Genomic DNA, 21,618 nt, shown 5'->3' with positions numbered 1-21,618 from the left:
AATAAATTATAATACCTTTATAATAACAAAGGGGAAGGCAGTACTCGTCTTCCCTTTTGTAAAGTTTAATAATATAAATAATACGGTGGTGAAATAGATGGCGCAAAAAGACTATTATGAAATTCTTGGTTTAGAAAAGGGTGCAAGTGATGCAGAAATTAAAAAAGCCTTTAGGAAGCTAGCTATAAAATACCATCCTGATAAAAATCAAGGAAATGATGAAGCAGAACAAAAATTTAAAGAAATAAATGAAGCTTATCAAGTACTTTCAGATCCAGAGAAAAAGGCTAGGTATGATCAATTTGGAACAGCTGATTTTGATGGAAGTGGATTTGGAGCAGGAGCTGGTGGATTCGGAGGTTTCGATTTCTCAGATATCGGAGGCTTTGGAGATATATTTGATTCATTCTTTGGTGGCGGTGGCGGAAGCTCTGCTAGAAATAATGGACCAAGAAGAGGAGCCGATATTGAATATACAGTAAGATTAACATTCGAAGAGGCTATAAAAGGCGTAGAAAAAGAAGTATCAATTACAAGAAGTGAAAATTGTGAAGCTTGTCATGGTACAGGTGCTAAGCCTGGAACAACACCTAAGACATGTCCAACTTGTCATGGTACAGGACAAATTAGAGTCCAAAGACAAACACCTCTTGGAAGTTTTGTAAGTACAACAACATGTGATCAATGTCATGGTACTGGAAAAATTATTGAGGAACCATGTGAAACATGTAAAGGAAAAGGTAAAGTTAGAAAGCATAGAAAAATAAAAGTTAATATACCAGCAGGTGTAGATACAGGAAATGTAATTCCACTTAGAGGACAAGGCGAAGATGGTACTAATGGAGGTCCAGCAGGAGACCTTTATATAAATATAATTGTAGCAGCATCATCTAAGTTTAAGAGAAAAGGTATCGATATATATGTAGATACTCATGTATCTATGGCTAAAGCTGCATTAGGTACTGAAATAACTGTTGAGACAGTAGATGGAAATGTTAAGTATACAGTACCAGCTGGAACTCAATCAGGAACATTATTCAGATTAAAAGGAAAAGGTGTTCCAAGAGTTAATGGTGGTGGAAGAGGAGATCAATATGTAAAGGTAACTGTTGATATTCCGAAGAAACTTAACGAAAAGCAAAAAGAAGCTTTAATGATGTTTATGGAAGCATCAGGAGAAAAAGTGGATGGAACAGAGCATCATAAAAAAGGATTTAGAGATTTATTTAAATAATAGTTAAAAGGCTACTTAAATTTAAGTAGCCTTTTATTTTGATTAAATAAAAAAGAGAAATGAAAACTTATAACTTTTTTATATTTTGGGGATAAAATAATATATAGTTAAAGTATAGTAGTTAATATATTTAAATTATAAAAATATTTTTAATGAAAATGAATAGAATATTTTTACTATATACATAAAATAATTTACTTTGAAATATGATGGATAATTATATATGTATAATTATTTTAACATGTACTATTATTTTTTTAAGTTAAACTTCCTATATTGACCATATAAATATTAAATTGATAAAATTTATTAAAGGGTATTAATGTAAATTTTAATCTGGGAGGTTTAATATGTATTATTTAGGAGTTGATGGAGGGGGAACTAAAACTAAATATATATTAGTTGATGAAAACTTAAATATAGTAAAAGTTATAGAAAAAGGGACAATTCATATCCATCAAATAGGAGAAGAAAATTTAAAAAATGAGCTTTTAGAATCTATTAATAAAATAATATCGGATGCTAAAATTAATAAAGAGGATATAGGATATGTTTTTTTAGGAGTACCAGGATATGGGGAAAGTGAAAATGATAAAATAATAATTGATAAAATATTATGTGAAGTTTTAGATGGGATTAACTATAATGTTTCTAATGATTCGGTTGTAGGTTGGGCAGCCGGTACTGGGTGCAAGGATGGTATAAACATAATTGCAGGAACTGGTAGTATCGCTTATGGAAGAAATGAAGATGGATATGAAGAGAGAGTTGGAGGATGGGGTCCTGGAATAGGCGATGATGGTAGTGCTTATTGGATTGGATTAAAAGTAATTAATGAATATACTAAACAAAAAGATGGAAGAAGAGAAAAAACAGTTTTGTTAGATATTATGGAAAAAGAACTTAATATAAAAGATTATTTTGAAATAGTAGATATAGTATTTAATAAAATGAAATTTTCAAGAACTGAAATAGCAGCATTTTCTAAGATAGGTGCAATGGCAGCAAATAAGGGATGTAGAGTATGTAAATTTATTTTTGAAGAAGCAGCTTATAATTTGTACCTTCATATTAAAGTTCTTGCAAGGAAATTAAAGTTTAGTAATGAATTTATTGTATCTTATAGTGGTGGAGTTTTTAATTCAGGTGATTTAATTTTAGATCCGTTAGTTAATATGATTAAAGAAGATGGATTAAATTGTATAGTCAAAAAACCTGAAATAGAGCCATGTCATGGAGCAGCATTATTAGCATATAAAATGTATGGAAATGATATACCAAATAATTATAAAGAAAAATTTAAAGAATAAAAGGAGTCTAAACTTAGACTCCTTTTATTTATAATTATATAGTTTTAAATAAATGAGTTTTGGTTAAGATTAAGTATTTAATTTAGTTTATATTGGATATTTTCTTTTTAATAAGAAAGCTTATAATACCCAATATATTATAAATTACTAGTAGTTCAATACAACTTCCCATGTGAAACAATAAATTTATAGGTATTATAAAGGCTAAGGAAGATAAAAGAAATCCTATAGGTAATTGTTTTTTTAAATCAGAGTATATAATTCCTTGGATAATAAAAATAATTGGAAATAATAAAAATAATCCAATTAAAATGTTTTTGTCATTTCTACTTAAAAAAGTTAATGCAAGTATTATTATACTTGGTAAAAACATAGATGTTATTTTTTTCATAAAATCTCCTTTTAATATATAAAATATATATATTTATAGTATATATAACACTTTAATAAATTACAATAAAAAAGAATTTTAGTAATTTATAGGTAATTTAAAATAGTTTATAGAAATTTATTTTAAATATGATTGCTAATTAGATAAGTTAATAAAGTTTTTAATATAAAAAAGTAAAAATTTTATATGTAATTAGAAAAAAGTTCTATGTAATTTAGTATTTATATAAATTAGAATTTAAATTAGAAGTTCTATATGAATTTAGGGAGGTTTAATTTATGGAAAAGGGAAGAGTTACTATACCAACAGATAAGGGAATGAATGATTATATAAAGGAAATAATAAAAAGATGGGGAGCAGATGCAATTAGAGATTGTGATGGAACAAAGCTTGGAGATGAAATAGAAAAGTTAGGTATGAGAAATTATAGTACATACTTAACAACTAGAAATGACCAAGAATTTATAAAAGAAAATATGGATGAAGTTCAACAGCTTTATTTAATGTCAGAACCTGTAGTTGCAACTGAAAAAAATATAGAGATTGATTTATTAAAGGGGTATTTTAAAGAACAATTTGATGTTGATAAAATTCATGATGAAAAAAAATATTGGGAAGTTTATGATAGAACAACAGGAAAAGTTTTAGAAAATAATAAATGGGAATTTGATAAAGAAAATAATAAGGTAATTATAAAAAATTGTAATCTTTGGCATAAGTACACGGTAAACTTTTTAGTGTATATGATTTGGGATCCGACTCAAATGTATAACCATATTACAAATAATTGGGGAGACAAACCTCATGAAATACCATATGATTGTAGACAACCAAAATCACAAAAGCATATGTTAAAACTTTTAGAAAAATGGTTAGATGAAAATAAAGATATAGATGTTGTTAGATTTACTACGTTTTTTCATCATTTTACATTATGTTTTAATGAGATTGGAAAAGAAAAATTTGTTGATTGGTTTGGATATAGTTCTTCAGTAAGTCCTAAAGCAATGGATGATTTTGAAAAAGAAAAAGGTTATAAATTAAAATCAGAAGATATAGTTGATGAAGGCTATTATAATTCTCCATTTAGAGTTCCAACTAAAGAATTTAAAGATTATATAGATTTTCAATCAAAATGGACATCCACTTTAGCTAAAAAAATGGTTGATATGTGTCATGAAAAAGGAAAAGAAGCAATGATGTTTCTAGGTGACAATTGGATTGGAACTGAACCATATGGAAAATATTTTGAAGAGATAGGATTAGATGCTGTTGTTGGTTCTGTAGGAAATGGAGCTACAATGAGAATGATAAGTGATATACCTGGAGTCAAGTATACAGAAGGAAGATTTTTACCTTATTTTTTCCCAGATGTATTTAAAGAAGGTGGGAATCCTGTTAAAGAAGGTCAAGAAAACTGGCTACAAGCAAGAAGAGCAATCATTAGAAAACCTCTTAATAGAATAGGTTATGGTGGATATTTAGGTCTTACTAAAGATTTTCCAGAGTTTGTAGATGAAGTTGAAAAGATATGCAATGAATTTAGAGAAATTCATAATACTATAAATGGAGAAAAGGCTTATGCTTCATTAAAGGTTTGTGTATTAAATGCTTGGGGAAAACTTAGAACTTGGCAAACAAATCAAGTTGCACATGCACTTTGGTATAGAGAAATTTACTCATATGTTGGTGTTATTGAATGTTTAAGTGGAATGCCTGTTGATGTTGAATTCATAAGTTTTGACGATATAAAAACTTATGGAATACCAATGGATGCTAAAGTAATTATAAATGCTGGAAGTGCTTATACTTCATGGAGTGGAGGAGAGCATTGGAAAGATTTAGAGGTAGTTACTAAAATAAGAGAATGGATATATAATGGTGGTGGATTTATTGGAGTTGGAGAACCAACTGCATGTCAATATGAGGGTAGATATTTTCAGTTAGATGATATACTTGGTGTAGATAAAGAGATTGGATTTTCACTTAGTACTAGAAAATATAATAAGGTAGATAAAGAACATTTTCTTCTTGAAGATATAAAAGAAGATTTAGATTTTGGTGAAGGTATGGATGGAGTATATGCTAAAGGAGATAATTATCAAGTTTTATCTATGAATAAAGAATATTCAGAGTTAGTTGTAAATAAATTTGGAAAAGGTAGAAGTGTTTATTTTGCAGGACTTCCATATACACCTCAAAATTGTAGATTGCTTTTAAGAGCTATTTATTTTGCAGCTAATAAAGAAGAAGAAATGAAAAAATACTATGTTTCAAATGTAAATACCGAATGTGCGTGTTTTGAAAATATAGGGAAAATAGCTGTTATAAATAACACTAGAGAAGTTCAAGAAACTAATCTTTTTATAAATGGAGAAATTTTAGAGAATATTAAATTAGAACCTATGGAAATGAAATGGGTTGAATATAAATAAATTTTAAGGGATTACTTTTAAGTAATCCCTTTTATTATTAACAAAAAGTAAATTTTGTAAAAAAATATATAATATGTTATATTAGTTAATAATGGGTGTTTAAAGGGTGGGATATATGTTAAATGAGAAAATAAGAAATGTAAGTATAAAAAAGAGACTTATATTAGGATTTTCTATAATACCAATATTATCAATGATATTTTTGTTTTTTATATGCGTAAAGCAAAGTAAAATAATGATAAAAAATAATATGAATGACTATTCTACTGAGATGCTTAACATAATTGATGAAAATATTGACTTAAATATAGAAAAGTTTGAGCAACAATTAGATGAGGTATTAATGTCTCCTTTAATATATTATGGACTTAGAAATTCAAATGTTATGACAGCCATTGAGAGACATAATTTTTCAAATAAATTAAATAATTTTTTATATTCAAAATTACATCTTTTATCAAGTGCAGGAGAGGTAGAAATATTAACAAAGGACCTAAGTATATTATATACTCAAGGATTTAAGTATTTTAATAAAAATGATGTACTTCGATATACTTTTATGGCTAGAGAAAATATAGGAAAGACTATATGGTTTCATACTCAAATAGATGGACAAGGTGTTATATCAATGGCTAGGACAATTAAAGATCCTTTAAGTAAAAATATTTTAGGATATATTTTTGTTGCCTTAAATGAGCAATCTTTTACAAAATCCTTTTTAAACAAATCTTTAAGTAATTCCACGTCAACTATTATATTAGATGAAAATAATAAGTATTTATTTGGTGAACTTCCGGTAAATTATAAAGAAAAAATAGAGCTACAAGGTGATAAAACAATAATTGGAGATATAAGATATATATCAAAATATAAAAATGTAGAAAAGTTTGATTGGAAAGTAGTAACTCTTATAAATTATAGCAATTTCTTAAGGCAATTAATAAATGTGATTATAGTTTTAGGAATAGTAGTTTTAATATTTACAATATTTTTTATAATAATATCAAAATACATATACAGAAGTATATATATACCTATATATAAATTATCAAACTGTATGGAATCTTTTATAGAAGGTAAATTTAAAACAAAATTAATAGATGATAGCAAAGATGAAATAGGAACTTTATCTAGACAATTTAATAGTTTGGTAGACGAGATAAATAGTTTAATAATAAAAGTTAAATATGAACAAACTTTAAAGCGAAAATCAGAAATAAATATGTTGCAAGCTCAAATAAATCCTCATTTTTTATTTAATACTTTAAATACATTAAAGTGGATTGCAATTATGAATGAAGATATGTCAGTTTCTGATGGCTTAAATGCACTTGCAAAATTACTTAGAAATACTATTGTAAATTCAAATGAATTTATAACAATAAGAGAAGAAATAGATAATATTAAAAATTATATAGTTATTCAGAAATTAAGATATGGGGATTCTTTTGATGTAAATTATAATATTTGCGAAAAAGATTATAATAAAAAAATAATAAAATTTATACTTCAGCCAATAATAGAAAATTCAATACTTCATGGCTTTGATGAGGATAAAGAAGGACAAAAGATAGATATTGAGATAAAAAGCGGTGAAAAATTTTTAGAAATAACAATAAAAGATAATGGAAAAGGATTTGATTATAACAATAAAAGTAATGATGAAAATGGGAAGTTATCGGGTGTTGGTTATAAAAATGTATATGAAAGAATTAAGTTAACCTATGGGAAAAAGGCAAAAGTAGAATTAAAAAGCAAAGTTTTAAATGGGACTTGTGTAAAAATAATACTTCCAAATAATTTTGATGAGGATGGGGTTTATGATTAAGGTTTTAATAGTGGATGATGAAAGACTTATTAGAATTGCAATGAGAAATATAGTTGATTGGGAAGGGTTAGGCTGTAAAGTTATTGGATACGAAAAAGATGGTATTGAGGCATTAAAAAAATTAGAAAATGAGTATGCAGATCTTATAATAACAGATTTAAAGATGCCAAATTTAGATGGTATATCATTTATAAAAGAAATAAAAAAGAGAAAAATTTTAAGTAAAATAGTAGTTCTTAGTAATCATGGTGATTATGAATTGGTCAGAATGGCAATGAAAGAAGGAGCTTTTGATTATTTATTAAAAGTTACTATTGAAAGAAAAGATATAGAGGATATTGTAAAACAAGTAAAAGATGATAAATGTAATTTAAATAAAGAAGTAAAAGAGATAGAAAATAAGGAAATAGAAGTATTTGATACAGAGGAATTTAAAAATAATCTTAATTTTATAAAAAAATATAATGAAATCGAAGATAATGAGTTTATTAAGTCAATAAGAAATGCAGGTATTAGCAACATATTAGAAGATAATTATAAAATAAGTTATTTTAATGTAGATAATATTAGGAAAATTTATAATAGTAAAATAAAAGAAAAATCTAATTTAAAAATAAATATAAGAAATATAATTGAAGAGTCAATTTCAAAAGATTTAAATTACAAAATAATTTTTATAAATAATCATAGTGGAATAATAATTTTTTATAATCTAAAAGAGGATAGTTTAATACAAATTAACAATTATATTTCTAAAAATATTAATCAATACTTAAATATAACAATTACTATAGTATTATCAAAATGCTATAAAGGATTAAAAAATTTTAAAAAATGTTTTAAAGAAACTATAAATTTATTTGAGCTTAGTTTTTATTTAGGTGAAAATTCACTTATAGATTGTGAAAAGGCAAATGATTTTAAGGAAATAGATTATACAGCTATAACTTATCCAATGGAAATAATAAAAAATATAAGGGAAAGAAATTTTAAAAAAAATTATGAGCTTTGCAAAAAAATATTGAAATATTCTATTGAAAACAATTGTAATCCTAATGATATAAAGGAGATATTTAAATTTATATTTTCAAATATAGAAGGATATGAAATTCAAAAGGGGATTAAAAAAGCTGATAAGTTTAATGAAATAAGAAAAGAGATAGATAAGTGTAAATATATAAGTAGTCTTGAAGAGTATTTATATAAAGAGTTTATTGATATAGAAAGTTGGATAAAAGAAAATAACAAAACATATAGAAGAGAAATAGAAATTATTGTAGATTATATAGATAAAAATATAGATAAAAAAATTTCTCTTACTATGTTAGCTAAAAAAGTAAATATGAATGAAAGTTATTTAAGTAGAATATTTAAAAATGAAACGGGTAAAAATATAACATATTTTATTAATGAAAGAAAAATGAATAAAGCTCTAGAGTTGCTTTCAAAGAAAGATATAATGGTAAAACAAGCCTCTTTAATGGTTGGGATAGATGATCAATTTTATTTTAATAAATTATTTAAAAAATTTTATGGAATTAATCCAAGTGAATTTAAAAAAAAGTGCTTTGTGTAATTACGTAAAAATATTCCATATTATTGTAAATTGAGTTTATATTAAATGAAAACGATTAATGATAATATTTATTTGTAATTAAAATAAAATTAAAATTTAAAGGTATTTAAGGGGGAAATAAAATGAAAAAGAGAAGTATCAAAATGCTAACTCTTTTAGCAACTGCAACAATTGGATTGTCATTATTTGCAGGTTGTGGGAATAGTGCTTCAAAAACTGACGGTAAACCGGCAGAAGGAGAAGAACAAGTATTAAATGTAGCTGTTTTTGAAGGTGGTTTTGGAAAAGAGTATTGGGAGGCAGTTGCAAAAGGATTTGAAGAAAAAAATCCAGGTGTTAAAGTTAACTTAGAATGTAATCCTAAAATTGGAGACATTATAAGACCTAAAATAGCATCAGGAAACTCACCAGATTTTGTTTACTTAAAAACTGGAGATCCATCAGGATTAACTGAAGCTTTAATAAAAGATAAGGCTTTAACAGATATAACTGATGTTTTTGACATGAAGTTATCAGATGGAACTGTATTAAAAGATAAAATTATGGATGGATTCTTAGATACTCCTTTAACAGCACCTTATGGAGATAGTAAAATCCATTTAGCTCCACTTTATTATAATTTAACAGGTCTTTGGTATAACAAGACATATTTTGAAGAGAAAGGTTTAAAAGAACCAAAAACATGGGATGAGTTTTATGCTTTAAATGATGCTGCTAAAAAAGATGGAAAAGCATTGTTTACTTATCAAGGAATGGCTCCAGGATATGTGGAAGCTATGTTATATCCAGCTATAGCATCAGCTGGTGGAGAAGGAGCTCTTAAAGATGTATTAAATTATAAGGAAGGTGCATGGAAATCAGAAGGAGCAAAAAAAGCTCTTGAAATTTTTGAAACAATAGCTAAAAAAGGCTATTTAATGGATGGAACTGTTGCTATGAGCCATACACAAGCTCAAACAGAGTTTTTAAATGGAAAAGCTTTATTTATACCAAATGGTAACTGGTTTGAAGGAGAAATGAAAGATGCAATACCTGAAAAAGGATTTTCATTTGGATTTATAGCTCCACCGGTGTTTAAAGAAGGACAAGATAGATATGCAACAACTATGATAGAACAAATGTATATACCAAAAGATTCTAAAAATGTTGAGCTTGCTAAGAAATTCTTATTATATCAATATGAAGATGAAAATATTAAGTTAAATGCTGAAAAATCAGGTGGAGTTATTCCAACTAAGAATGGTTTAGAACTTGCTAAAGAATTCTTACCTAAGTCAAATTACGAATCATTCCAAGTATTTAATGAAGGTGTTAAGCCAATAACATTATCATTTGCAACTACAGGTCAAACAGAAATCAATATTAAAGATGAAATATTTAATCCAGTTAGTTCAATAATGAATGGAGAACTTACAGCTGATAAGTGGGCAGATCAATTAGAAAAAGCAGATGCTAAACTTAGAGAAGTTATGGAGTAATTTAAATTTATAATAGGGGGAATAGTTTCCCCCTTATTATTTATAAATAAAAGATAAAATAATGGGGGGAAGCAAATGTTAGTTAAACAAAAATATAATAGCAAAAATAAAAAAAGAAATATATTTTTAGCTTTAAGTGTACTGCCTGCTTTTCTATTATTTTTAGGGTTTTTAGTGTATCCTCTTATAAAAGGTTTTAGTATGTCATTTTATAAATGGAGTGGTTTATCTTCAAATCCTGAATTTATAGGACTTAAAAATTTTGAAACATTATTTACTGATGAAAAATTTTGGCAAGCACTTAAAAATACATTAGTAATAATGATAGCATTTCCTGCTATAACTATAGTATTTGCATTATTGCTAGCTGTTTTACTTACACAAGGAAAATTAAAAGAAAAAAATTTCTATAGATTAGTATTTTTCTTTCCAAACATATTATCAATGGTTGTAATTGGGGTTTTATTTACTTATATTTATGATCCATCAATTGGTATATTAAATTCTTTTTTTAATAAATTAGGACTTGAACATTTAGCTCATGCATGGCTTGGAGATTCAAAAACTGTACTTATGGCAATAGTTATGGCAATGGTTTGGCAGGCTGTTGGATATTATATGGTAATTTACATGGCTGGTCTTGATAGTATATCGCCAGAACTTTATGAAGTTGCAGATATTGAAGGAGCAACATTTTGGCAAAAGTTTAGATATGTAACAATACCTATGCTTTGGGAAATTGTAAGAGTTACCTTTGCTTTTTATATTACAGGTGTGTTTAATTTAAGTTTTATATTTGTAACCGTAATGACAAAAGGTGGACCAGATGGCAATTCTGAAGTTTTATTAACATATATGTATAAGCAAGCATTTACTAATTCAAATTATGGCTATGCAATGGCAATAGGAGTAGTTGTTTTTGTTGTGGCAGTTGGACTAGCTTTAATTATGAATAAAATATCTGATAAAAAGGAAAGTGCATAGGGGGTGATTGAATGGCTGTATCAAATAAAAAAGATAGAATTAAAACGTGGATATTAAGAATTGTTATGATGATTGGTAGTTTAATAGTTATATTACCTTTAATATGGACTTTAATATCATCTTTAAAAACAACTAAGGAATTTTATGCAAACCCATGGTCTTTGCCAGAATCTCTTCACTTTGATAATTATATAAATGCATTTACTAAATCTAATATGGGAGATTACTTTTTAAATTCAATTTTTGTTACAGTATTATCATTAATATTTTTAATGATTTTAGTAATACCATCAGCTTATGCATTATCAAGATATAAATTTATTGGAGCAAATTTTATAAAAAATAGTTATATGGCTGGATTATTTATTCAAGCTGTATACATAATAGTTCCATTATTTTTAGTTTTAAATAATTTAAAGCTTTTGGATAATTTGATTGCTTTAAGTTTAGTTTATGCAGTGTTGCATACTCCTTTTGCAACATATATGCTTATTGGATTTATGCAAGGCATACCAAAAGATTATGAAGAGGCAGCAATGATTGATGGATGCTCTTACTTTAAAACACTTATTAAAGTTATAGTACCTCTTGCAAAGCCTGGAATAATAACTGTTTTAATATTTAATTTTATGGCTTTTTGGAATGAATATGCCCTTGCAATAACATTTATAATGACAGATGCTAAAAAAACACTTCCAGTTGGACTTCAAAACTTAATGGAAGTACAAAAGTTTGCAACAGACTGGGGAGCAATGTTTGCTGGAATGGTTATAGTTATGATACCGACTATGATAATTTATTCAATATTCCATAAAAAATTAACTGAAGGTATAAATATTGGTGGAATAAAAGGATAATTATAAAGATTAAAATATAAACCTCTGTATGATTTCATATTAGGGGTTTTTATCACATTGAGGAGGATTATATTATGAAACCTAATATAGTTTTAATTATGGTAGATCAAATGAGAAGTGATTGTATAGGAATAAATGGTAATGATGAAATAGAAACACCTAATTTAAATATGCTTGCAAAAAATGGATTTAATTTTAAAAATGCTTATACTGCTGTACCAAGTTGTATTGCATCTAGAGCTGCAGTATTAACTGGTATGAAGCAAAAAAATCATGGGAGAGTCGGATATGAGGATGGAGTAATTTGGAATTATAAAAATACAATAGCTTCTGAATTATCAAAATATGGATATCAAACACAATGTATAGGGAAGATGCATGTTTTTCCAGAAAGGAATTTATGTGGCTTCCATAATGTTATCTTACATGATGGATATTTAGATTTTAGTAGAAATAGAAATAAAAGTTCTAGAACACAATTTGAAAATGTAGATGATTATTTAAAGTGGTTTAAAGAAAAGAAAGATTTAAATGTTGATTTAATGGATTTAGGTATTGATAAAAATTCATGGGATGCAAGACCGTGGTGTTATGAAGAAAGGTTACATCCAACTAATTGGGTAGTTAGTGAGTCGATAGATTTTTTAAGAAGAAGAGACACTACTAAACCATTTTTTTTAAATATGTCTTTTGTAAGGCCACATTCCCCATTAGATCCACCAGAATATTATTTTAATAAATATATTAATGAAGATTTAAAAGAGCCTAATGTAGGGTATTGGAGTAATGAAGAAGATATAAATGATTTAGGATATAATATAAGTTGTACAAAGGGTAAAATTAGTAAAAAGGCAAATAAGCGAGCAAAGGCTGCTTACTATGGATTAATAACACATATAGATCATCAGATAAGAAGATTTATTTCTTCATTAGAAGAATATGGAGAGTTAGAAAATACTATAATAATATTTATATCAGATCATGGGGATATGCTTGGAGATCATAACTTTTATAGGAAGGCATTACCTTATGAAGGTAGCGTTAAAGTTCCTTTTATAATTTATGACCCAGGAAATTTTATTAATGGAATAAAGGGAAAAGAATTTCATGAACTTGTAGAACTTAGGGATATAATGCCAAGTATTTTAGATATTGTTGGAACACATATACCAAATACAGTTGATGGTAAAAGTGTAAAAGATATTATTCAAGGAAAAAGTAAATTTTTAAGAGAATATATACATGGAGAACATTCTTTTGGAGAATATTCAAATCATTATATAACAGATGGAAAAGAAAAATATATTTGGTTCTCTCAAAGTGGAAGAGAACAATTTTTTGATTTAGAAAAAGATAAGTTTGAACTTAATAATTTAATAGATGATGAAAAATACAAAAATAGAATAGCATATTATAGAAATATTCTTATTAAAGAACTAGAAGGAAGAGAAGAAGGATACTCGGATGGAAAAAAATTAATATGCGGAAAGATACCTTTAAATACTTTAAGTCATATAAAATAAATAAAGAGCCTGGTTTAAGTTGCCAGGCTCTTTATTTATGTTTATATTTATATTAGTAACCTTGACATATTCTTAATAAAAAGGTTAAAATTATTTATTAGTTTATTATTGACATAGAAGAAAGGAATGATTTTCATGGAAGGATCATGGATAGAGATAAAGGTTATAACAACAAGTGAGGCACTTGAACCAATAGAAGGAATTTTTTACATATTAGATTGTAAAGGGGTTTCAGTTGAGGATCCAAATGATATATTAGGAAGAGAACAAGGTCCTTTAACTTGGGATTTTGCAGATATAAATGTTTTAGAACATAAAGGTGAATTTGCAGTTGTAAAGGGATATTTCTCAGAAGAGGATAATATAGATGAAGTTGTTACATATGTTAAAGAAAAAATAGAAGAAATAAGAAATATGGGCTTTAATGTTGGAGAAGGAAGAGTCGAAGTTTCTAAAACTCATGAAGAAGATTGGGCAAATAACTGGAAAAAATATTATAAACCATCAAAGGTTGGAGAGCAAATAGTTGTAAAGCCAATATGGGAAGAATATGAAGAAAAAGATGGAGAATTAGTAGTAGAATTAGATCCTGGAATGGCCTTCGGAACAGGAGATCATGAAACAACTAAAATGTGTATTAATGCACTTGAAAAGTATGTTAAAAAAGATAGTATAGTATTTGATGTTGGAACAGGTTCAGGAATACTTGCTATAGCTGCAGCTAAACTTGGAGCAAAGAAAGCTGTTGGTGTAGATTTAGATCCAGTTGCAGTTGAATCAGCAAAAGAAAATGTAGAATATAATAATTTAGATAACATAGAAATTCTTTATGGAAACTTAGTTGAAGTAATAGAAGGAAAAGCTGATATAGTTGTAGCAAATATTATTGCAGAAGTAATATGCATATTAATAGATGATGTTAAGAGAGTTTTAAAAGAGGGTGGAGTATTCATAACATCAGGTATAATTCATGATAGAGTTGATATGGTTACATCTAAATTAGAAGAAAGCGGCTTTGAAGTAATAAAGGTAAATAAAGATGGAGAATGGAACTGCATAATTGCAAAATCAAAATAAAGGTTAGGTGATTATTTAATGCATAAATTTTTTACACCATCAGACTATGTGTTTGGAGATTATGCCAAAATAATAGGAGATGATGTTAAGCATATATATAAAGTTTTAAGACTTTCAGAAGGTGAAGAAGTTGTTTTAAATGATTGTGCTGGAAGTGAATATTTAGCAAAAATTAATGAAATTACAAAAAGTGAAGTAACTTTAGATATAGTAAAAAAGTTAAATCTAAATAATGAAAGTAATGTTGAAATAGTTTTATTTCAAGGTATGCCAAAAGCACAAAAGATGGATTTAATAGTGCAAAAGGGAACAGAACTTGGAATAACAAAATTTGTTCCTTTAATAACTGAGAGAGTTGATGTAAAATTAAAAGGCGATTTTAAAAAGTTAGATAGATTAAATAGAATAGCACTTGAAGCTTGCAAACAAAGCAAGAGAAGTATAATTCCAAATGTTTTGGAGCCTATGAAATTCAATGATTTATTAAAAGAAATTAAAGAGTTTGATTTACTTATAGTTCCTTATGAAAACAAAGAAGATTTTGGTATAAAGTCTTTGATGAATGAAATAGATAAAAATTCTATAAAAAGAGTTGGAATTGTTGTAGGTCCAGAAGGTGGATTTGAAGAAGAAGAGATAGAAATTTTAAAAAGAGAGGGAGCATATATAATAACACTAGGGAAAAGAATCCTTAGAACAGAAACGGCAGGTTTCGTTGCTACCTCATTGATTCAATATGAATTAGGTGACTTAGGAGGAAATATTTAATGAAAGTTGCATTTGCTACATTAGGATGTAGAGTAAATATGTATGAATCAGAGGCTATGACAGAAAAATTTATAAGAGAAGGTTATGAAGTTGTAGATTTTTCAGAAGTTTCTGATGTATATGTTGTAAATACATGTTCAGTTACTAATATGGGTGATAAAAAATCAAGACAAATTATAGGAAGAGCTAGAAGATTAAATCCTGAGGCTATAATAGCTGTTGTTGGATGTTACTCACAAATAGCGCCAAAAGAAGTTTCAGGTATTGAAGGAGTAGATGTAGTTCTTGGAACTAGAAATAAAGGAGACATAGTATACTATGTAAACAAGGCTAGGGATGAGAAAAAACCTCAAGTTAAAGTTGGAGCTGTACTTAGAAATAAGAAGTTTGAAGAACTTAAAATAGAGGATTATAGAGATAAAACTAGAGCTTTCTTAAAAATACAAGATGGATGTAATAGATTTTGTGCATATTGTTTAATCCCATATACTAGAGGAGCTGTTTGCTCAAAAGATTTTAATAGTGTATTAAATGAAGTAAAAGAGCTTGCAAAACATGGTTTTAAAGAAATAATTTTATCAGGAATACATACAGCATCATATGGATTAGATTTAGACGGTAATGTAGATTTAGTAACATTATTAGAAGAAATTGAGAAGATAGATGGAATAGAAAGAGTTAGAATTGGTTCAATAGAGCCAGCATTCTTTACTGATGAAGTTGTAGAAAAGATAAAGAATATGAAAAAGTTATGTCCTCAATTCCATTTATCACTACAAAGTGGTTGTAATGAAACCTTAAAAAGGATGAATAGAAGATATTCTGCTGAAGAATATGAAAGAATAGTTAATGTTTTAAGAGAAAATTTAAAAGATGCTTCAATAACAACTGATGTAATTGTTGGATTCCCAGGAGAAACTAATGAAGAATTTGAAGAAACTTATGAATTTTTAAAGAGAAATAAATTAACTAAAACTCATATATTTAAGTTTAGTCCAAGAACAGGAACAAAAGCTGCCACAATGGAAAATCAAATAGATGGAAATATAAAAGAAGAGAGAAGTAAAAGACTAATAGAACTTAATAACATAAATGAAAAATCTTATACTGATAGCTTAATAGGCAGAGAAATGGGAGTTTTAATTGAGCAAGAAGTTAAGGGATTAGAAGGTGTATTTGAAGGATATACTAGGAATTATGTTAAAGTTCATGTTATAGGTGCATCAAAAGAAGATGTAGGAAATATAATAAAAGTAAAACTTTTTGATTCAAAGGGTGACTATGCAGAAGGAAAAGTGGTAAAATAATAAGGTAACTACTCTGTAAAGGGGGTGAAACTTATGACAGATTGTATTTTTTGTAAAATAGTAAAAGGTGAAATTCCTTCAAATAAAATATATGAAGATGAGTTTGTGTATGCATTTTATGATATAAGTCCAGAGGCTCCAGTTCATTTTTTAGTTATACCAAAAGAGCATATAAAAAGTGCTAATATGATATCTAGTGAAAATTCTCATATTATAGCACATATTTTTGAAGTTATAAATAAAATAACAAGTGAGCTAGGTATTTCTGAGGATGGATATAGAATAGTAAACAATTGTGGAGTTTTAGGTGGGCAAACTGTAGACCATATGCATTTCCATATTTTAGGCGGCAGGGAATTAAAATGGCCACCAGGTTAAAAATGTTTACGTAAAATGTTGACATAAATAACAAACCTAATGTATAATATAGCTTGTGTTATTAAGCCCGTAGCTGATTGAATTTGTAATTTAAGCTAGCGGAGGGAGGGATAATAGATGTCAGAAATAAAAGTTGGAGAAAACGAAACACTTGAAAGTGCATTAAGAAGATTCAAAAGAAAATGCGCTAGAGCTGGAGTTCTTTCAGAAGTAAGAAAGAGAGAACATTACGAAAAACCAAGCGTAAAGAAGAAAAAGAAATCAGAAGCTGCTAGAAAGAGAAAGTTCAAGTAGTATTTTGAAAGAAGGTATAAAAATGCCAGGAATTAAAGAAAGACTTCAAGAAGATTGGAAAACTGCTTTAAAGGCAAAAGACAAATTTAAAGCTAATGTGTTAAGTACCGCTAGATCTGCCATTTTATTAGTTGAAAAAACGACCGGTAAACAAGTAGAGGAAAGCGAAACAATTGAGATATTAGCTAAAGAAGTCAAGCAAAGAAGAGAAGCTGTGCTTGAGTTTGAAAAAGGTAACAGACAAGATTTAGTAGATGAAGCTAATGCTGAAATCAAGATCTTGCTAGATTACCTTCCTCAGCAATTAAGCGAAGACGAAATTTTAAAGATAGTAGAAGAATCAGCTGAAGAAGCGGGTGCATGTAGCATAAAAGACATGGGAAAAGTTATGGCGTTAGTTAGACCTAAGACTGTAGGGAAAGCTGATGGCAAGCTTGTAAGTCAAATAGTTAAAAATTATTTAAATAATAAATAATAAATAGCAAAAGAGCTCTTTTAGAGCTCTTTTTGCTATTTATTATTAAAAAGATAGGAGAGTTTTTAAACTCTCCTATTTTTTTGTAATTAAAATTATTTAAAAATCATAAATTACTATGATAGAAGTATTAATTTAAGGGGGAGGGTTTGTTTTGAAAGAAAGTATAAATAAAAAAAAGAATAATTTAATAGAAAAAATAGATTTGCCAAAGGATGTACTTCTTAATTTACCTAAAATAACTGTTGTTGGCAAAGAAGAAATAAGTATAGAAAATCATAAGGGAATAGAAGTATTTGAAAAAGAATTTATAAAAGTAAAAACAAATATAGGAATTGTTAAAGTTGAAGGCGAAAATTTTGAAATATTATATATAGCATCTGAAACTATAGTTTTAAGTGGTAAATTCAAATCAATATCATATGAGGGTATAAGTTTATGAGGTATTATACAAAAAGAATATCTATAATAACAGTTGAAGTTGTTTGTATGAATACAGAACAAATATTAAATGGACTATGGAATAATGGTATAAAGAGTAATAAAATAAAAAAAATAGATGCTGTTACATTTCATATGGATATATATGGAGATGATTATGGAGATTTAAAGAAAATAGTAAAAAGGTGTAATGGAAAAGTAAAAATAATAAATAGAAAAGGGAAAATAATAAACATATCAAAGTTAAAAAAGAAACTAACATTTACTATCGGTGGAGTAATATTTGTTTTAATATTATTTGTTTTATCAACAAGAATATGGGCCATAGATATATATACAGAAAAAAATGTTTCTCCTTTTGAAATAAGAAAAATATTGAATGAATTTGGAATAAAGCAAGGTATTGGGAAAAGTGAAATTGATGTTTATAGTTTAGAGAAAAAACTTGAAGATATACATGATGAAATATTGTGGGTTAGGGCTAGGGTTGAAGGTTCTACTTTAAAAGTGAAAATAGAGGAAAAGGTAAATCCACCAGATTTTCTTGAAAATGAAAATAAAGAAATATTAGCTAAAAAGGATGGTGAAGTTAAGAGAGTTTATACTCAATTTGGAACTGCTGCTGTAAGTCCGGGTGATATGGTGAAAAAGGGTGATATTTTAATATATCCATATGATGGACTTTTAGAAGAAAAGTATGAAGTTAAACCAGAAGGAACTGTTATAGCTAATGTGTTTTATGAAAGAAGTTTAGAAGTTCAAATAAATGGTGAAAGGTTAGTCAAAAAAGGAAATAAGGAGACTGATTTATATTTAAATTTATGGGGAAAGAAAATTTACTTAAAAAAGGCTACAAATTCATTTGAAAATTATGATAAAATAGAAGATAATACTGGAATCATTAGGTCAACTACTTATTATGAAATGGAAGAAGAAAAAATACATTTAGATAAAGATACTGTAGTAAAAGACTCTTTAAAAAAGCTAGAAAGCCTTTTGTTAAAGGATTTAAGTAATGAAGCTAAAATAGTTAAAAGAAGTCATAAAGTTGAAAATACATCAGATGAAAAAATTCAAATAACAGCGCAGTTTGTAGTAGAAGAAAACATAACGTAAAATTTAAGTAGTATGTAATTGATAAGAAGGTGATAAACATTGGGTATAAAGGAAAAGTTGTTTTTTAATAGAAATTTATCAAATAAGGCTAATAAGTCTAAAAGGGTATATGTTAGAACATTAGTAAATATAGTTACAATACTTATAACATATGTATTACTTATTACTGCTATAGCACCTAAGCAATATGACTTAAAAGAAGGGGATATAGCTAGAGCGGATATAAAAGCACCTAGAGATACAGTAAATGAAATAGCGACTAATGAACGAATAAAGGAAGCAACAGAAAAGATAGATAAGCCATATACTTCTAAAGGTGAAGTTAAAACGGAAGCTATAAAAAATATAGATACCGTTTTAAATAAGGTTATAAATTTAAATGCAACAGTAGAAAATGAAAATGATAAATTAAAAGAACTATCTAACCTTAATAATAAATATTTAAATGAAAATGATTATAAAATATTATTATCGCTTCCAGAAGCAAAACTTAATGATATAAAATTTGAAGTAAATACAATAATAAATGAAGTTTATCAAAATAATATAGAAGATGGAAATGAAGAAAGTCTAAATAATGCAATTGATCTTGCAAATAAACAAATTGAATCAATAGATACTAAATCTTCAGTTCAGAAGGTTATTAAAAAATTAGTTATACCAGAAATAAAACCAAACTTTTTTTATGATAAAGAAAAAACAGAAGAACTAATAAAAGAAGTTCAAAAAAGTGTACCAAAAGTAATAATCAAGAAAAATCAAACAATAGTAAGTGAAGGTGAACCTGTAACAGCAGAGCAAATAGCTATACTTAAAGATTTAGGCCTTTTAGACCAAAATGGGGGAAGTGGTTTTTTGCTTCTTTACTCAATGCTTGCTATATTTACAGTTGTAATGTTTTTTATTCAGTATTTTTATATATACAAACATCATAAAAAAGTGTACAAAAATACTAAGCTTATAATACTTATAAACATAATAAATATATTTAGTTTTATTTTAGCTAGAGTTATTGGAGAAATTTCTCCTTTTGCTATTCCTTTAGCATGTGCACCAATACTTATTGCATTACTCATTGATTATAAGTTATCTCTTATTGTATGTAGTATTAATGTTATAATTATAGGGGCTTTAGTTAACTTTAATCCTCAAATAATGATGCTTGGAATATTAAATGCTATTTTAGGTGCAACAAGCTTTAAGAAAATGCAACAAAGAAATGATATATTTTATTCATCAATATGGCTTGTGATAATAAGTGCTATAATTACATTTACAACTGGGGTACTATTATCAAATAACTTTAAAGAAATACTTATATTTAGTGGATTATCAGCTGTAGGTGTTATATTCTCAGCAATACTTTCAATAGGTGTATTGCCATTTTTAGAATCAAGTTTTGACGTTGTAACGACACTTAAGCTTTTAGAACTTTCAAATCCTAATAATCCATTACTTAAAAAACTTTTAATGGAAGCACCAGGAACATATCATCATAGTATGTTAGTTGCAAACTTGGCAGAAATGGCTGCTGAAGAAGTTAATGCAAATCCTGTTATAGCAAGAGTAGGAGCTTATTTTCATGATGTTGGTAAAACTAAAAGACCTTACTTTTTTGGTGAAAACCAATTTGGAAAAGAAAATCCTCATGATAAAATTACAGCTAACTTAAGTACTCTTATAATAACATCTCATGTTAAAGATGGTGTTGAACTTGCAAAAGAATATAATATACCAGATGTTATAAAAGATATAATAGAACAGCATCATGGAACAACTTTAGTTAAATATTTTTATTATAAGATGAAAAATAGTGCTGAAAATCCAGAGGACGTAAAAGAGGAAGATTTTAGATATCCAGGTCCTATACCAAGCAGTAAAGAGGCTGGAATAATAATGTTAGCAGATAGCACAGAAGCAGCAGTTAGGTCGATTTCTGAGCCGACTAAAGGTAAAATCGAGGAAATGGTAAATAATATAATAAAGGATAAACTTTATTCAGGACAGTTAGATAATTGTGATTTAACTCTTAAAGATTTAGAGAAAATTAGAAAATGTTTTTTAAAAGCTTTATATGGTATATATCATCAAAGAATAGAGTATCCAAGTGAAAAGAAAGAGAAAAATAATTAATTATTATGGGGAG

General features: G+C 27.2%; 18 protein-coding genes. All 18 read left to right on the top strand.

Annotated elements, in window-relative coordinates; genetic code table 11:
• The first annotated feature begins 97 nt into the window (after positions 1-97).
• The 18 genes from dnaJ (at position 98) to O212_RS0110730 (ending at position 21,605) form a co-directional block, all read left to right on the top strand.
• Positions 98-1,234, top strand: a complete 1,137-nt coding sequence (gene dnaJ, locus O212_RS0110820; RefSeq protein WP_024615124.1) for a molecular chaperone DnaJ — start codon at positions 98-100, stop codon at positions 1,232-1,234.
• A gap of 350 nt (positions 1,235-1,584) precedes the next feature.
• Complete coding sequence (locus O212_RS0110815) at positions 1,585-2,544, top strand: ROK family protein (protein ID WP_024615123.1); 960 nt, start codon at positions 1,585-1,587, stop codon at positions 2,542-2,544.
• Between the two features lie 669 nt (positions 2,545-3,213).
• Entirely contained in the window at positions 3,214-5,370 is a 2,157-nt protein-coding gene (gene gnpA, locus O212_RS0110805; RefSeq protein ID WP_024615121.1) for a 1,3-beta-galactosyl-N-acetylhexosamine phosphorylase, read from the top strand.
• A gap of 115 nt (positions 5,371-5,485) precedes the next feature.
• Positions 5,486-7,198, top strand: coding sequence for a sensor histidine kinase (locus O212_RS0110800; protein ID WP_024615120.1), 1,713 nt, complete (start codon positions 5,486-5,488; stop codon positions 7,196-7,198).
• Positions 7,191-8,774, top strand: a complete 1,584-nt coding sequence (locus O212_RS0110795) for a response regulator (RefSeq protein WP_024615119.1) — start codon at positions 7,191-7,193, stop codon at positions 8,772-8,774. Before O212_RS0110800 ends, O212_RS0110795 begins: the two co-directional genes overlap by 8 nt.
• 122 nt (positions 8,775-8,896) lie before the next feature.
• Positions 8,897-10,252, top strand: a complete 1,356-nt coding sequence (locus O212_RS0110790) for a carbohydrate ABC transporter substrate-binding protein (protein ID WP_024615118.1) — start codon at positions 8,897-8,899, stop codon at positions 10,250-10,252.
• Positions 10,253-10,327: 75 nt separating this feature from the next.
• The gene (locus O212_RS0110785; RefSeq protein ID WP_024615117.1) at positions 10,328-11,236 is read left to right on the top strand and encodes a sugar ABC transporter permease; all 909 of its coding nucleotides are present in this window, start codon (positions 10,328-10,330) and stop codon (positions 11,234-11,236) included.
• Between the two features lie 11 nt (positions 11,237-11,247).
• Entirely contained in the window at positions 11,248-12,093 is an 846-nt protein-coding gene (locus O212_RS0110780; RefSeq protein WP_024615116.1) for a carbohydrate ABC transporter permease, read from the top strand.
• Between the two features lie 74 nt (positions 12,094-12,167).
• On the top strand, positions 12,168-13,616 hold the full coding sequence (locus O212_RS0110775) for an arylsulfatase (protein WP_024615115.1): 1,449 nt from the start codon (positions 12,168-12,170) through the stop codon (positions 13,614-13,616).
• Between the two features lie 135 nt (positions 13,617-13,751).
• Positions 13,752-14,693 (top strand): 50S ribosomal protein L11 methyltransferase, encoded by a 942-nt coding sequence (prmA, locus tag O212_RS0110770; protein ID WP_024615114.1) that lies wholly within the window; start codon positions 13,752-13,754, stop codon positions 14,691-14,693.
• Between the two features lie 18 nt (positions 14,694-14,711).
• Positions 14,712-15,461 (top strand): 16S rRNA (uracil(1498)-N(3))-methyltransferase, encoded by a 750-nt coding sequence (locus tag O212_RS0110765; RefSeq protein WP_024615113.1) that lies wholly within the window; start codon positions 14,712-14,714, stop codon positions 15,459-15,461.
• Complete coding sequence (gene mtaB, locus O212_RS0110760; RefSeq protein WP_024615112.1) at positions 15,461-16,768, top strand: tRNA (N(6)-L-threonylcarbamoyladenosine(37)-C(2))-methylthiotransferase MtaB; 1,308 nt, start codon at positions 15,461-15,463, stop codon at positions 16,766-16,768. The genes O212_RS0110765 and mtaB overlap by 1 nt, the downstream gene beginning before the upstream one ends.
• 33 nt (positions 16,769-16,801) lie before the next feature.
• On the top strand, positions 16,802-17,146 hold the full coding sequence (locus tag O212_RS0110755) for a histidine triad nucleotide-binding protein (RefSeq protein WP_024615111.1): 345 nt from the start codon (positions 16,802-16,804) through the stop codon (positions 17,144-17,146).
• A 117-nt stretch (positions 17,147-17,263) separates the two neighbouring features.
• Positions 17,264-17,440: a 30S ribosomal protein S21 gene (rpsU, locus tag O212_RS0110750; protein WP_008429643.1), complete on the top strand. Its 177-nt coding sequence runs from the start codon at positions 17,264-17,266 to the stop codon at positions 17,438-17,440.
• Positions 17,441-17,462: 22 nt separating this feature from the next.
• A complete protein-coding gene (locus O212_RS0110745) occupies positions 17,463-17,915 on the top strand; it encodes a GatB/YqeY domain-containing protein (protein ID WP_024615110.1) in 453 nt (150 codons plus the stop codon).
• A 154-nt stretch (positions 17,916-18,069) separates the two neighbouring features.
• Positions 18,070-18,357 (top strand): sporulation protein YqfC, encoded by a 288-nt coding sequence (gene yqfC, locus O212_RS0110740; protein WP_024615109.1) that lies wholly within the window; start codon positions 18,070-18,072, stop codon positions 18,355-18,357.
• Positions 18,354-19,472 (top strand): sporulation protein YqfD, encoded by a 1,119-nt coding sequence (gene yqfD / locus O212_RS0110735; protein ID WP_029699318.1) that lies wholly within the window; start codon positions 18,354-18,356, stop codon positions 19,470-19,472. The genes yqfC and yqfD overlap by 4 nt, the downstream gene beginning before the upstream one ends.
• Before the next feature lie 129 nt (positions 19,473-19,601).
• Entirely contained in the window at positions 19,602-21,605 is a 2,004-nt protein-coding gene (locus O212_RS0110730) for an HDIG domain-containing metalloprotein (RefSeq protein WP_242829572.1), read from the top strand.
• The last annotated feature ends 13 nt before the right edge of the window (positions 21,606-21,618 follow it).

It is taken from the genome of Clostridium sp. Ade.TY, from assembly GCF_000498355.1.
In the GTDB taxonomy this organism is placed as follows: domain Bacteria; phylum Bacillota; class Clostridia; order Clostridiales; family Clostridiaceae; genus Clostridium.
The sequence above is the reverse complement of the archived record's forward strand: the minus strand, read 5'-3'. Positions and strand labels throughout refer to the sequence as shown.